The sequence below is a fragment of the Acinetobacter sp. LF10 genome, assembly GCF_048585715.1.
GTDB lineage: Bacteria > Pseudomonadota > Gammaproteobacteria > Pseudomonadales > Moraxellaceae > Acinetobacter.
In genome coordinates this window covers 2307058-2321587 of record NZ_CP184160.1, presented here as the reverse complement: position 1 = coordinate 2321587, position 14530 = coordinate 2307058, and the positions used below count along the sequence as shown (strand labels likewise).

The window sequence follows — 14530 nt, the reverse complement described above, 5'->3', positions numbered from 1 at the left end:
AGAGAACCCTAGGGTTCTCTTTTTTGATTTTGTTAAAAGCATAAAAATATGTGGTATCTTGATTGAAATAATTAAAAATTCTAACAATACATACTATGACGATTGTGACAGCTTTAGAGCTTGAAAAGCTCAAATACGAATTGACTGGATACATCAAACAAGTTCAACAATATATAAACTTAGATAAAACGGTACTTTTCTATTCATATGGAGAAAAGACAGAACGCTGTCAGGTCTGGAACTCATCGTTTTCAACCTTTCCGATTCTTGAAAAAGAACTTTTTGAATTTCTCGATCGGCAGTTCACAAGTAATAATAAATTAGCTGAATTATTAAAGTTTGATATTGCATGTAATATTCAACAAGAAACATGGTATGGGATTGAGCAAACATTAAAGAATCAATTTCATAATAATCATTATCGTAAGGGCATCAGTTTTGATGAGAATTTTAAGATTAGTTTTTTAGAACAAGAGTTATATGGCAAAGCGATTATCCGAGGGTTAAGTTATGACACGCCCAATTTTTTTGATCAAAATAATCTCAATATTGCGATTATAAAAAAATATCAAGATAACAATGTTGCGCTAAAAATCAATGAAATTCAGGATATATGGACATTTGATACTCATGCTGTGTTTTACGAAGATGGACAACTATTACCATTACAAACGTGTTTTACTGAAAATGGAGTTCGTTATTTAACCGAATCTAAGCGACAACATTTAACTAAAATGATTAAAGGAAATGCTGAGTTTTTGTCTCAACAAATCCAAATGAATGGACGCTTTATTTACGGTTTTTTTCCAGCTTATGACCGAGAAATTCGTAGCTACAACACAATTCGACATTGTACGACGACTTATGCTTTGATTGAGACCTTGGCATTAGATTTACAACCAAACGTGATGAGTAAAATTCAGTCTGCAATTGATTATGCATTGACAAATTTTTATGTCGAAAAAGATGATGATCTCGCTTACATGTTAGATGGCGCTGATTTGAATCAACTTGATGAAATTAAATTAGGTGCAAATGCAGCAGCAATTTTAATGCTGACCAAATATCAAAGTATGTTCGGGGATCAGTCTTATTTAAAATATGCAAAGGCTTTGGCGAATGGCATATTATCTATGATCGATAAACAAGGGAAAACAACTCATGTGCTGAGTTTTCCAAGTTATGAAATCAAAGAAAAATTTCGCATCATTTATTATGATGGTGAAGCTGCGCTCGCACTTTTACGGTTGTATCAGCTTGATAGTGATCCGCGACTATTAGAAACTGTTCAATTGATGTTTGAACAATTTATTGAAAAGAAATATGAGCGTTATCACGATCATTGGTTAAGTTACTGTACCAATGAACTCACTAAAATTTGTCCAGAAGAAAAATATTTTCAATTTGGGATCAATAATTATTTAAGACATATGATTTTTATTCGTAATCGTAAAACAGCATATGCAACTTTATTAGAAATGATGATGGCTGCTTATCAAATGGTATGTCGGGTGCGAAATTTAGAATTACATGAGTTATTTGCAAAATCGCAATTTGAAGATTTAAAAAAATTAATAGAGTTTCGCACTGAGTTTCAGCGTACTGGTTTTTTCTATCCTGAAGTGGCAATGTACATGGCATGCCCAGATAAAATCTTAAATGCCTTTTATGTTCGGCATGATCGTTTTCGGATTCGCATTGATGATCAAGAGCATAATCTTTCAGGCTATGTTGCTTATGTTCAGCATTATCAAGATTGAATAATTGAGGCTAAATTATGGATGTACCTCAAGAAATAAAAATAATCAGTCTAATCGGACAAGAAAATTTTAAGCATGCTATTTGGCACACTCAAATTGAAGGGAATTGTACACACTGGGTATTATTACTTTTGATATTTGAAAAAATCCAAAAAAATGAACTCAAATTGACTAATAAAATTCCAATCTCACAACAGTTTCAATTATATCCGCTTGATTTGACTCAAGTTGAAGATTCATATGAATTAGGATTTTTACTACAATATTTAGTTTTTACCCAGAGCTACGAACTCAGTTTGATGATTGCTAAATATATCTTTGGTGATGAAGGGCAAGCACAGAAAACAATTATTTCAAAAGCTAAGACATTTGGGATAGACATATCTTCTGACACTTATATTACGAATACGATTCAAAATTTATATGTCGTAGCCCGAGCTATTTTTAGTATGCCGATTGATTTTATTCGACAAGTATTCATTAAAAAACTGAGTATTGGTAGTCAAAAAATTAGACCAATTAGCTCTTTATTTACCTGTCATCAGTTAGATGCTGTTTTATGTATAACTAGCCAACATAAAAAATATTATTTTACTTATTGTAATAAAAATCAGAATATTGGCATCTTTCAATTATTGGATGATATCCATCGTATTGATCATTTAACACCTTATTATCATTATTTTAATTCAGGTTTACTGCCTGCAAAGCAAATCTCTTTGAAAAGTCATTGTATTAATATTATTGGCGATACTTATTTTGGGGAATACTATACAAAACGAAGAAAAGCAAAGGGTATTGATGATGCTTTACAACGTTATGGTTATCAGCATTCTTTTGAAAGGATAAAACAATTTTTTGCTGAAGATGACCTTAATATTGCCAATTTTGAAGCTGTCTTTAACCTAGATGAATATTCGCCTTTACACGGAAAAAAAGATTTTATCTTGGGTGCAGACTCACAGCAAACACTGACTGAATTTAAGCGTGTTCATATCAATGCACTGTGTCTTGGGAACAATCATTTAAAAGATTATGGCACTGAAAGCTTAACTCATAGCTTAGCGGTGTTAGATCAAAGTGAGATAAATTGGATTGGGGCAGGGAATAATCAGCAGCAAGCTCATCAATATTTTCAGATACAAACTCAACAGCAAAATGTTGTTATTTTTAATGGGTATTGGCATAGAGAGAGTGCTTATCAAGATTATGATTTTTATGCACTTGGTGATCGTGCAGGTGTGGCTTGTTTAAATGCGATTTTGTTTGAGCAGATCATGCAATATAGGCAGTTCCATCCAACGCATAAAATTATTGTCATTTGTCATTGGGGGCAAGACTTCCAAACAACACAAGTTGAACAAGAAAAATTGGCAGATATTTTGACTAAAATAGGCGTTGATTTGGTGATTGGACATGGTGCGCATACGATTCAACCAATTCAAAAAATTAATCATAAACCTGTTATTTGGGGGATTGGAAACGGGGTATTTAATAGTAACGGGGAATTTGAAAAATATCAGGCTTTAGCCTATGGCCTCATTGTCAAGATTAATCTAATCGAAAATCTAATAAAGCTTTATCCTATATATACAAATAACCTAGAAACTTTTTGGCAGCCTTGTGCAGTGACTGATATTCAGTTTAAACAGGCAAAAGAAAATTTGACCACACGGCTGACTCAAAAGGACTTTTTCGAAGGGAAAGACCATCTAGGGCACTATATCGAGATGAACTTCTAAGGATATTTATAATAATTATCTAAAATGATGCTGAGTTGTTCTGCGGTGAAACCTAAATTACGTAAACCTCCACTTCCGAGTTTACAATCGTAACTGGTCATAATATTGGTAGGTGTTGTTTTTGTTGCATCTGGCGCGCAAACATGCCCCAAACCAAAAGCATGGCCCATCTCATGTATAGATGCTGCTTGAGTTTGATAATTTAAACGTTCCCAATCAATCAATATAAATGGACGACCTTGATTTCTAAATCCCCAACTGGTGATATCACTATATTTAAGTTTCTCAGTATAGGAATCATAAATAATAAATAGAACCTCTTTACTTTTTCTGTGGGGGAAACAAATGTCTATAGCATTTGGGAGATTCTCAGTGATTAGCGATGAAGCTTGATTTAATTGATTTGTGAGATCGCATTTCTTCTTTGTAAAGTCTTGGTATGAGAGGTAGTGATTAATTTTAAATTTAAATATTTTTTGATTTTTTTCATCTACAAAGTAATGATTTAAAATTTCTAGTTCTTTATACATTTGTAGTTGAGTATCTAATAATTTAGCTTGTGGTCGATTGATGGTAAAAATAAAACTAACGTATACGATTGGTAGATGATCTTTTGAGTCTATTGGGTATCGATAAGGCGTAATTTGAACATGAGATGATTGTTTAGTTGAGCAAGAGAGATTGATGCTTAGATAAAATATGATGAAGAAAACTGTTTTTAGCTGCATTTTTATTCTCTAAATACATAAGTTATTTTATTTCTTGTTTAAGCTTTTTAGTGTCGCTTTAATCATAGTATCAGATTTTTATAGGTTATTTTTATGCAAGATACTAATGAACTACATCGACAAATATTAGAGGTTATCGCTTTGATTCCATATGGAAAAGTAGCGACCTATGGTCAAATTGCAAAATTAGCAGGTTTGCCTAAGCATGCACGTTTAGTCGGTTATGTTTTGAAGCATTTAGATAAGAGCAGTGAAATCCCTTGGTATCGAGTGATTAATTCACAGGGAAAGATTAGTGTCATTCGTATAGATGAAAATGGCAATAACATACAGCAAAGCTTGTTGGAGCAAGAAGGAGTTTACTTAATCAATGCTAAGGTTAATTTGAAAATCTTTGGTTGGATGCCTTAATATAAAAATAAACAGACTGGTTTGTATAAATATCATTGCTGTTGTTTTTATTTTATTTTACAATAATTGTACATAAAGAATACATATGTATAATTGGTACTTAAATGAAAAAATTAGCTGTTATGTGTGGGATTGCTGTTCTCAGTTTATCTGGATGCGCAACTATCATGTCAGGAAGAACTCAAACAATGACATTTGAGAGCACACCCGAATTAAGTAATATTACGATTTTAAATAAAGCTGGTAAAAAAGTTCATGTAGGACAAGCACCTGCGACTGTAAGTTTAAAAAGAAGTTCAGGCTTCTTTGTTCCTGAAAAATACACTGTAGTGTTTGAAAAAGAAGGTTATGAAACCAAAACTGTTAATATTTCTGCGCACGTAAATGGTTGGTATGTTGGGAATCTATTATTTGGTGGGGTATTAGGTTTATTAATTATCGATCCTGCAACAGGTGCAATGTATAGCTTAAGTACTAAAGATACCAATGTTGTACTGAATGATCTTAAGAAAGAAACTATTCAAGCAAATACACAGTCATTGACAATCGTTTCTACGACTGAGTTACCAAAAGAAGTTTTACAAAAAGCAAAACCTATTGAATTAAAAACTCAATAATCAAAATAACCCGCTTGAAACTTAAGGTTTCAGGCGGGTTACGATGTTGTATTAAACTAAAAATTAGAAGATTTAACGTACAACCAAAACAGGGATATGGCTTTCACCTAATACTTTTTGAGCTACGCTACCTAAGATAAATTTTTTGAAACCAGTTCGACCATGTGATCCCATAATAATTAAATCAGCACCTAAGTTATTTGCAGCACTGATAATTTCCCCATTTACAGAGAAGCCTTCCAACACTTGAGTTGCGACTGTCAGTCCTAAAGCTTCAAATTTTTTTTCCGCTTTCGTTAAATTTTCTTGTACATAGCTACGAACACGTTCAATCAATTCATTACTTTGACCGAGTCTAAGGTATGCATCTGCCAAATATGGGTCTAAGGTCATCACTTCAACCACAGTGATTTCACTATTTAGGGCTTTTGCAAGTTGAGCTGCTTGTTGAATGACATTATCGGAGATTTCAGAGTCATCAATTGCAACCAAGATTTTTTGATAAGACATGGTTATTACTCCTTATTATTACAATTTTAAATTAAATAAACTTATGTTTTTTGTGAAAATTAGGATCTATGTTTTTATATTACCTGTATTTTTCATGAAATAAAACCTAGTAAATTTATAGGAATATTTTTCAAAAAAACATTTAAATAGTAACCTACATAAGGTAGTTGCTAATTTATTTTATATATCTGATATAGATATAAGAATAGTTAATTTTTACAAAATTCTGGATGCTAAATGATCAAACAAGAAATGAAAGTAATTTTTTTTAAACATGATTTTGAAAATGAAATAGAGCATGTAATTTATACTTTAATTGTTGATGATTTTTATTATGATAGTGAGAAGATTATTTTTAAAAATTGTTTGTCAGAAATTATTCTGCAAGAAATGATGGATTTAAAATTATTAATTCATAGTAAAAACATGATTACTTCGGAATTTTAATAACTTGAAATCAAGAGGGGAAGAGTCAGAGTATTAAGGATGGCCTATATTTTACTTTTGATTTTGCTTATAAAGAAAATGATCTTGTCATTTATGATAATAAGGAAGAATTAGAAAAAATTTATAGTGATAAAGAATATTCTGATTTAGACTCTTTTTTTAAAAGAAAAGAATTGATTTATAAATATTTAAATCATGAATGTGGCGAAAAGTATTGGTTCAGTTTGAATTTATTTGAGAAAACATGTTGGCTACATATTGCTCTCTTTCTTGCTAGGTTAGAAAATCATGAGTCTGAAAAAGTCAAAGAAATTACTTTGGATGGCTACTATATAAAATCTGAATTGGATTTGTATTGCTATATTGGTGAAGAAGTGTGTGGTGTGCTAGGTTATATGGGAGCTAACTTTTCTGCATTAAGAGATTGTTTAGATGGAAGTATGAGTAGACCTGTTCAGCCTCCTTTAAAAATTGTATGGAAAAATTTTGAATATTCAAAACATAATTTTGTAGGGCAGTATTGTGAAATTCAGGAGATGGTTAACTTTATTTCAGAATCTGCAGTATTAGAATTATACTAAGTAGCTATTTCTTATCAATTTTTAGAAACTGAGAAAGTTGATTAATATCATCAGCCTGCAACTGTTCACGCATTTTTAAAATCTGCTTTTCGTCTAGGTCGTAGAGTTTAAGTGAAAGCAATTTTTCTATATCAGCTGAGGCAAAGCGGTATTTAATAACTTTGGCTGGAACACCAGCAACAATTGCATAAGGCGGTACATCTTGGGTAACCACAGCACCTGTTGCCACGATAGCACCTTCACCCAATTTTACTCCCTGCATAATCATGGCGCGGCTACCAATCCAGCAACCATCAGCAATTACAGTATCACCAGCAGGCAAGAAACTACGGGTATCAAAAGGGAAGGTCGAAATCCAATCAAGACGGTGTAATTGATTGCCACCCATCATAATCACGCATTCAGCACCAAAGCAGACAAAATTGCCAATATACAGTTGATCAATTGGTTTTTTAGATGTAGCAGGTTTGTCATGTAGATAACGTACCACACAACGTTCAAAGCCCTGATCCCAATAAGCAGAATAATAAGAATAATTACCTTTGATATGGATATTTGGATTTTTTACTGTTTTGGAAATAAATTCGAATTCACACCAATGTTGAACAGGGGAGTTGATCAATGAATCCATAACTAAGGCAAAATACTAAAAGAAATCCGCGCTATTATAGCTTTTATATCAGGAGAGAACGCTAGTTAAAGAAAAATTTCTAAAACAAAATCATTGAATTTGATTGTAAATACAAAGTCTAGAATAGCATATAGCGTACTGGATTGGTCATAAGAATGATATGGAAAGCTCATACGATTACAACAGCAATCCATAGGATTATTCCAATGATCGCATACATAATGCTAATGATCAGTCGATCTTGCATTTCTTTATTTCATTTTTATTGTATTTAGAAATAGGATGCTCTTGAAAAAAAAGAACCATTCAATCGGTTAAAAATTTATTTTAGATATAATTGAGTAAATTTTGCATATTTAATTTAATCGATGTTATTGGCAATAAAATTATGAGTTTAAAGGAAAAGAATAAAAAATATTGAACTGAATTCATTTATAAATACATAATATCTGATTTATAACAAAAGGATAAATGTTAATGATTGAACCAATAAATGAAAGTTCAATTTTAAAAATTATTGGTGAAAAACCTTTATATATACATGATTTAATTAATTTAGTATTTGAAATTAAAGGAAAATTGAAAAGTAAAGAGTTACATTTTTCTGCATTAATTCAACCGTATGGTGGTTCTGAATGGGAAAATTTAACGATGATGATTCCATATCTTCCACGAGAAATCATAGAAGAAAACTTAGATCAGTTATTAGAGGGTTTTATGGATATAAATTGGCCTGGCTCTAGAATTTTGTATGGATATTTAGCTGAGATAGATATTTATAAACTAAAAGATTCTTTTGATCGAGTCATTGATAAAGCAATAGGAATGGATGATACCGACTGGGTATATTTCCTTTGCATCTTTATGGATGATGAAAGAGTTGGAATGAAAGATTCTTTTATTCCACAGATTGAAAAGAGTCGTTCATTTCTAAAATCTCGCAATATAGATTATGATTAAAACTCTTAGAACCTATCCAATATTAATTTCATTCTTTTTTGGCAATTGGAAAAATAATTTGTTAAATTCTCCCCCATGAGAAAACCATATCCCAGCGACATTAGTCGAGAAGCCTTTAAAGAAATTGAACCGTTACTATTGAGCGGAAGAAAACAAACACGTCCAAGAGTCGTTGATGTCTATGAAGTGTTTTGCGCCTTGCTCTATATTCTAAAAAGTGGATGTCAATGGAGTATGCTTCCTCGAGACTTTCCACCTAAAAGCACTGTGCATTATTACTTCTCGATTTGGAATAGAAAACCATCAGAAACTGAACCTAGCATACTTGAGCAGGCTTTAAAAAAATGTGGTTGGCGAGGCCCGTATCAACAATGGACGGAAAGAACAAACGAGCTTTATCATCATTGATTCACAAAGTGTAAAAAACACAGATACCGCACGTAATAAAGGCTATGACGCTGGTAAAAGAGTTTCAGGGATTAAAAGACATATCATTGTTGATACTCAAGGTCTGCCTCATGGAATATTTATTACGACAGCAGATAAAACAGATCGTCAAGGTGCATTAGATGCCATAACTTTACATAGAGACACCTTACAAAATGTAGAGGTTGTACTTGTTGATGGTGGTTATACAGGCGAACCCTTTTCTTTGGCTGTTAATGATTTAATCAGAGCGCGAGTTGAAGTTGCTAAACGAAGTGAATTACATAAATTTGCAGTCATACCACAACGCTGGGTTGTGGAAAGATCATTTGCTTGGTTAGAAAAATGTAGAAGGCTTTGGAAAAACTGTGAAAAGCACCTAAATACGAGCCTGCAGTTCATTAATTTAGCCTTTTTAAGGCTACTTTTGCATAGAAAATATTCTGGATAGGTTCTTAGGAGTGAAAATGAATACTAAGCTTTTAAAAGCTAACAAAAGAAAAATAACCGAGAAGAAAAACCCCTCAAATAGAGGGGCTAATTCAGTTTAGAATATTAAAGATATTCCACACTGACGATTTCGTATTCAACTTCACCTTGCGGTGTTTGAATTTTTGCTTCGTCGCCTTCGCTTTTACCTAAAAGACCACGGGCAATCGGTGAGTTCACTGAGATTTTATTGATTTTAAAATCTGCCTCATCATCACCTACAATTTTATAGGTCTTACGCTCTTCAGTGTCTAGGTTTTCAATCGTTACCGTAACACCAAACACAACACGACCATTTTGTTCAAGGGTTTTGACATCAATCTCTTGAGCCGCGCCCAATTTACCTTCGATATCCTGAATACGACCTTCGCAGAAACCTTGTTGTTCACGAGCAGCATGATATTCAGCATTTTCCTTCAAGTCACCGTGCTCACGAGCTTCCGCAATCGCTTGGATAATACGTGGGCGATCCACTGTTTTGAGCTGTTGTAATTCTTTCTCTAAGGCAACCTTGCCTTCAGGAGTCATAGGATAACGTTGCATTTCAGTCCCTCTAAATTGGTTGGGAAAATACAGGATTAAAAAAAAGAAAAAGCCCGCCACCGATAAGGTGGCGGGACTTATCGGTAAAGAATTAACCTACAGTTTGTAAATCTTGCAAGCGGTATACATCCATTGGCAATTTCACAGCAAATGCTTGGCAAACAGCTTCTGCGCCATTAATCGTCGTAGTGTAATACACTTTGCCTTGAAGGGCAGCACGACGGATCATCGCAGAGTCATATTGAGCCTGTTTACCTTCAGTTGTGTTGACAATAAGATGAATTTCACCATTTTTCAAGCGGTCTACAATATGTGGGCGACCTTCAGTGACTTTGTTGACAGCTTCACATTCAATGCCTGCTTCTTTCAGAACACGATGTGTGCCATTAGTTGCAACAAGTTTGAAACCATAAGCAATTAACTGTTTAGCAATGTTGGCAATGTATTTCTTGTCTGATTCACGTACAGATAAGAAAGCATGCTTCACTTCACCTTCAGTTGGTAAGCCAGGTAAACGTTCGTTTGAACCAAGTACTGCTTTGTAGAATGCTTCACCGAATGTTTGACCTACACCCATGACTTCACCTGTAGACTTCATCTCAGGCCCAAGCATTGGATCAACGCCTTGGAATTTAGCAAATGGGAATACAGCTTCTTTTACTGCAAAGTGGGTCGGGATGATTTCTTTGGTGAATCCTTGAGATTCTAAAGATTGACCAGCCATACAACGTGCAGCAACTTTTGCTAAAGACTCACCGATACACTTAGATACGAAAGGAACAGTACGTGATGCACGTGGGTTCACTTCGAGTACATAAATGTCGTTGCCTTTTACTGCAAACTGAACGTTCATCAAGCCGATTACGCCAAGTTCTTTTGCCATTGCAACAGTTTGGCGACGCATTTCATCCTGAACTTCTTGTGAAAGTGAGTAAGGAGGAATTGAACATGCTGAGTCACCTGAGTGAATCCCTGCTTGTTCGATGTGCTGCATGATACCGCCAATCACAACGTCTTTACCATCAGATACGCAGTCTACGTCAACTTCAGTTGCATCATCTAGGAAACGGTCAAGTAGGACAGGGGCTTCATTCGATGCTTGAACTGCTTCACGAAGGTAACGTTTAAGTTCATCTTCGTTATAGACGATTTCCATTGCACGACCACCCAATACATAAGATGGGCGAACAACCAATGGATAACCGACTTTCGCTGCTTCTGAAATACCTTCTTCAGCAGATTTTACAATGCTGTTGTTCGGTTGACGAAGTTGCAAACGTTGAATCATTTGTTGGAAACGTTCACGGTCTTCTGCACGGTCAATTGCATCAGGAGATGTACCGATAATTGGTGTACCTGCTTCTTCTAAAGCACGTGCCAATTTCAATGGTGTTTGACCACCGTACTGTACGATTACGCCTTTAGGCTTCTCTGTACGTACGATTTCAAGTACATCTTCAAGTGTTACAGGTTCGAAGTACAAGCGATCTGAAGTGTCATAGTCAGTTGAAACCGTTTCAGGGTTACAGTTCACCATGATAGTTTCATAACCGTCATCACGCATTGCAAGCGCAGCATGTACACAGCAGTAATCAAACTCGATACCTTGACCAATACGGTTTGGACCACCACCAATCACCATGATTTTGTCACGGTTCGATGGATTCGCTTCACATTCTTCATCGTAAGTTGAGTACATGTACGCTGTGCCAGATTCGAATTCGGCAGCACAAGTATCAACACGCTTGTAAACTGGGTAGACACCCAAGTTCCAACGTTGTTTACGGAATTGCTTTTGTGAAATACCCATCAAGTCAGCGATACGAAGGTCAGATAAACCTTTGCGTTTGAATGAGCGAATATTATCAGCGTTTAAATCACCAAAACCTAAAGTTTTTACTTGAGCTTCAGTTTTGACGATGTCTTCGATTTGGATCAAGAACCAACGGTCGATCTTAGTTGCTTCAAATACGTCATCTAATGAGAAACCATGACGGAATGCATCAGCGACATACCAAATACGCTCAGGACCAGGAACTTTAAGCTCTTTTAAGATGATCTCTTTGGCATTAGCAGCACCAACTTCAACTTTTTCATCAAAGCCACTGACACCCACTTCAAGACCACGAAGTGCTTTTTGTACTGATTCTTGGAAGTTACGACCAATTGCCATCACTTCGCCCACAGATTTCATCTGAGTCGTCAATACAGGCTCAGCTTGTGGGAATTTTTCGAAGTTGAAGCGAGGAATCTTGGTTACAACATAGTCAATAGCTGGTTCGAAGCTTGCAGGTGTGATACCGCCTGTGATGTCATTTTTCAATTCATCAAGGGTATAACCAACCGCAAGTTTTGCCGCGATTTTCGCAATCGGGAAACCTGTTGCTTTAGATGCAAGCGCAGATGAACGAGAAACACGAGGGTTCATCTCGATCACAACCATACGACCGTCTTTCGGGTTAATACCGAATTGAACGTTCGAACCGCCTGTTTCAACACCGATTTCACGAAGAACAGCAACCGATGCATTACGCATGATTTGATATTCTTTATCTGTCAATGTTTGAGCAGGAGCAACTGTGATTGAGTCACCAGTGTGTACGCCCATTGGGTCAAAGTTTTCGATCGCACAAACGATAATGCAGTTGTCGTTTTTATCACGAACAACTTCCATTTCGTATTCTTTCCAACCAATTAAAGATTCATCGATCAATAATTGTTTGGTTGGAGAAAGATCGAAACCACGTTCACAGATTTCAATAAATTCTTCTTTATTATATGCGATACCACCACCAGAACCACCCATCGTAAATGATGGACGAATGATCACTGGGAAGCCGAAACGTGACTGAATTTCCAGTGCATGTTCCATGGTTTCAGCAACATCGGCACGAGGACATTCCAAACCGATTTTACGCATGGCGATGTCAAACAGTTTACGATCTTCTGCTTTTTCAATCGCTTCTTTTGATGCACCAATCAACTCAACATTGTATTTCTCTAAAACACCGTTGGCATCTAATGCAAGCGCACAGTTCAATGCAGTTTGACCGCCCATGGTTGGGAGGACTGCATCTGGGCGTTCTTTTTCAATGATTTGAGCAACAGTCTGCCAAGTGATTGGCTCGATATACGTTGCATCCGCCATTGAAGGGTCAGTCATAATGGTTGCTGGGTTAGAGTTCACCAAAATAACACGATAACCTTCTTCACGAAGTGCTTTACATGCTTGTGCACCTGAGTAGTCAAACTCACATGCTTGACCGATCACAATTGGACCTGCACCAATAATTAAGATGCTTTTAATATCCGTACGTTTAGGCATTATTCGCTCCTTAATTACTTCTTAGATGCTTCAATAAGTTCGATGAAATGATCGAACAATGGAGCACAGTCATGTGGACCAGGGCTTGCTTCAGGGTGACCTTGGAAGCTGAATGCTGGTTTGTCAGTGCGATGAATACCTTGGTTTGTACCATCAAACAACGAACGATGCGTTACTTTTAAATTTGAAGGTAAAGTACTCTCATCGACAGCAAAGCCGTGGTTTTGAGAAGTAATCATCACTGTACCATTCTCAAGATTTTGTACAGGATGGTTTGCACCGTGATGACCATGATTCATTTTCATGGTCTTCGCGCCAGAAGCAAGTGCTAAAATTTGGTGACCTAAACAAATACCAAATACAGGTAAAGTCGTAGTTTCAACAATCGTTTTTACTGCTTCAATCGCATAGCCACATGCTGCTGGATCACCAGGACCATTTGACAAGAACACGCCATCTGGGTTTAAAGCGAGAACTTTCTCAGCAGGGGTCTGTGCAGGCACAACAGTGAGTTTACAACCACGGTCTGCAAGCATACGTAAGATGTTGGTTTTGACACCATAATCGTATGCAACAACATGAAATTTAAATTCTGGTTGGCTAAAACCTTGACCTAAAGTCCAAGAACCTTCAGTCCATTCAAAGCCTTCAGGATCACAGCATTCTTTTGCAAGGTCTAAACCATTTAAACCACCGAATGCACGTGCTTTTGCAATTGCTTCTTCTTCAGTGATATTTTCACCAGCAAGGATGCAACCATTTTGCGCGCCTTTGTCACGTAAAATACGTGTCAATTTACGCGTATCAATATCAGCGATTGCAACAACATTATGTTGTTCCAAGTATTCACTGAGTGATTGTTCTGCACGGAAATTACTATGTAATAAAGGAAGATCACGAATAATTAAACCGTTCGCCCATACTTTATGGATGCGACCAGATTCAACGTCTTCGCTATTACAGCCTGTATTTCCAATATGGGGATAAGTCAGCGTCACAATTTGTTGCGCATAACTTGGGTCAGTCAAAATTTCTTGGTAGCCAGTCATGGCTGTATTAAAAACGACTTCACCAGTCGTACTTCCCGATGCACCGATAGACGTTCCTTTAAAGATCGTTCCATCTGCGAGGGCTAAAATGGCGGGGGTGCTCAAACCAAAGCTCCTGAACTAAAACCACAAAAATAGGGCTGTAAAAAAGCGAGAAGACATAAAAAAAGGTAGGCTGTCTTTAAAAACATGCCCCTCCTTCCAGTCTGCTCGCTTGTAACTTAACAGCGCATTATACGCATGAGTAGTTCAAAAGTCTATCTGTTTTATTGGTTAAAGCGAGTAATTGTAGTTTTTCTTTTATAAGTTTG

The 14530-nt window shown here is 35.8% G+C and carries 14 protein-coding genes; 8 read left to right on the top strand and 6 right to left on the bottom strand.

Annotated features, from left to right (window positions below; translation table 11 throughout):
• Nucleotides 1-95: 95 nt before the first annotated feature.
• Together ACN19N_RS11275 and ACN19N_RS11270 are read left to right on the top strand one after the other, a co-directional pair.
• Complete coding sequence (locus ACN19N_RS11275; RefSeq protein WP_420001346.1) at nucleotides 96-1760, top strand: poly alpha-glucosyltransferase; 1665 nt, start codon at nucleotides 96-98, stop codon at nucleotides 1758-1760.
• A gap of 17 nt (nucleotides 1761-1777) precedes the next feature.
• Nucleotides 1778-3502 carry a CapA family protein gene (locus ACN19N_RS11270; protein WP_420001345.1) on the top strand — a complete coding sequence of 575 codons (1725 nt, stop codon included), beginning with the start codon at nucleotides 1778-1780 and terminating at the stop codon, nucleotides 3500-3502.
• On the opposite strand, the gene ACN19N_RS11265 is transcribed toward ACN19N_RS11270, so the two are convergent.
• Nucleotides 3499-4230, bottom strand: a complete 732-nt coding sequence (locus ACN19N_RS11265; protein ID WP_420001344.1) for a metalloprotease — start codon at nucleotides 4228-4230, stop codon at nucleotides 3499-3501. The two genes, ACN19N_RS11270 and ACN19N_RS11265, sit on opposite strands and share 4 nt — an antisense overlap.
• Before the next feature lie 93 nt (nucleotides 4231-4323).
• On the opposite strand from ACN19N_RS11265, the gene ACN19N_RS11260 reads away from it, so the two are divergent.
• Nucleotides 4324-4641 (top strand): MGMT family protein, encoded by a 318-nt coding sequence (locus ACN19N_RS11260; RefSeq protein WP_241307349.1) that lies wholly within the window; start codon nucleotides 4324-4326, stop codon nucleotides 4639-4641.
• A gap of 104 nt (nucleotides 4642-4745) precedes the next feature.
• Nucleotides 4746-5258 carry a hypothetical protein gene (locus ACN19N_RS11255; RefSeq protein ID WP_269228471.1) on the top strand — a complete coding sequence of 171 codons (513 nt, stop codon included), beginning with the start codon at nucleotides 4746-4748 and terminating at the stop codon, nucleotides 5256-5258.
• A 72-nt stretch (nucleotides 5259-5330) separates the two neighbouring features.
• Here ACN19N_RS11255 and ACN19N_RS11250 read toward each other — a convergent pair whose 3' ends face one another.
• Entirely contained in the window at nucleotides 5331-5768 is a 438-nt protein-coding gene (locus ACN19N_RS11250; protein ID WP_269228470.1) for a universal stress protein, read from the bottom strand.
• 237 nt (nucleotides 5769-6005) lie between these two features.
• Between ACN19N_RS11250 and ACN19N_RS11245 the strand changes: the two genes are divergently transcribed.
• Together ACN19N_RS11245 and ACN19N_RS11240 are read left to right on the top strand one after the other, a co-directional pair.
• Nucleotides 6006-6215, top strand: coding sequence for a hypothetical protein (locus ACN19N_RS11245; protein ID WP_420001343.1), 210 nt, complete (start codon nucleotides 6006-6008; stop codon nucleotides 6213-6215).
• 173 nt (nucleotides 6216-6388) lie between these two features.
• Nucleotides 6389-6796 carry a barstar family protein gene (locus ACN19N_RS11240; protein ID WP_420001342.1) on the top strand — a complete coding sequence of 136 codons (408 nt, stop codon included), beginning with the start codon at nucleotides 6389-6391 and terminating at the stop codon, nucleotides 6794-6796.
• A 4-nt stretch (nucleotides 6797-6800) separates the two neighbouring features.
• Here the strand turns inward: ACN19N_RS11240 and ACN19N_RS11235 are convergent, their stop codons facing one another.
• Nucleotides 6801-7427, bottom strand: a complete 627-nt coding sequence (locus tag ACN19N_RS11235) for a CatB-related O-acetyltransferase (RefSeq protein ID WP_420001341.1) — start codon at nucleotides 7425-7427, stop codon at nucleotides 6801-6803.
• 477 nt (nucleotides 7428-7904) lie between these two features.
• Here ACN19N_RS11235 and ACN19N_RS11230 point away from each other — a divergent pair, with 477 nt between their 5' ends.
• Both ACN19N_RS11230 and ACN19N_RS11225 read left to right on the top strand, forming a co-directional pair.
• Nucleotides 7905-8387 carry a hypothetical protein gene (locus tag ACN19N_RS11230; RefSeq protein WP_269228467.1) on the top strand — a complete coding sequence of 161 codons (483 nt, stop codon included), beginning with the start codon at nucleotides 7905-7907 and terminating at the stop codon, nucleotides 8385-8387.
• A 75-nt stretch (nucleotides 8388-8462) separates the two neighbouring features.
• Nucleotides 8463-9264, top strand: a protein-coding gene (locus ACN19N_RS11225) for an IS5 family transposase (protein WP_269228195.1) whose coding sequence is annotated in 2 segments (ribosomal slippage) — nucleotides 8463-8726 and nucleotides 8728-9264 — 801 coding nt in all. Because the reading frame shifts where the segments join, the coding sequence is not laid out codon by codon here.
• A 104-nt stretch (nucleotides 9265-9368) separates the two neighbouring features.
• Here the strand turns inward: ACN19N_RS11225 and greA are convergent.
• The 3 genes from greA to carA all read right to left on the bottom strand — a co-directional run bounded on the left by greA (nucleotide 9369) and on the right by carA (nucleotide 14324).
• Nucleotides 9369-9845, bottom strand: a complete 477-nt coding sequence (gene greA, locus ACN19N_RS11220) for a transcription elongation factor GreA (RefSeq protein WP_018676937.1) — start codon at nucleotides 9843-9845, stop codon at nucleotides 9369-9371.
• A 91-nt stretch (nucleotides 9846-9936) separates the two neighbouring features.
• On the bottom strand, nucleotides 9937-13170 hold the full coding sequence (carB, locus tag ACN19N_RS11215; RefSeq protein ID WP_269228466.1) for a carbamoyl-phosphate synthase large subunit: 3234 nt from the start codon (nucleotides 13168-13170) through the stop codon (nucleotides 9937-9939).
• Between the two features lie 14 nt (nucleotides 13171-13184).
• The gene (gene carA / locus ACN19N_RS11210; RefSeq protein ID WP_269238323.1) at nucleotides 13185-14324 is read right to left on the bottom strand and encodes a glutamine-hydrolyzing carbamoyl-phosphate synthase small subunit; all 1140 of its coding nucleotides are present in this window, start codon (nucleotides 14322-14324) and stop codon (nucleotides 13185-13187) included.
• Nucleotides 14325-14530 lie beyond the last annotated feature (206 nt).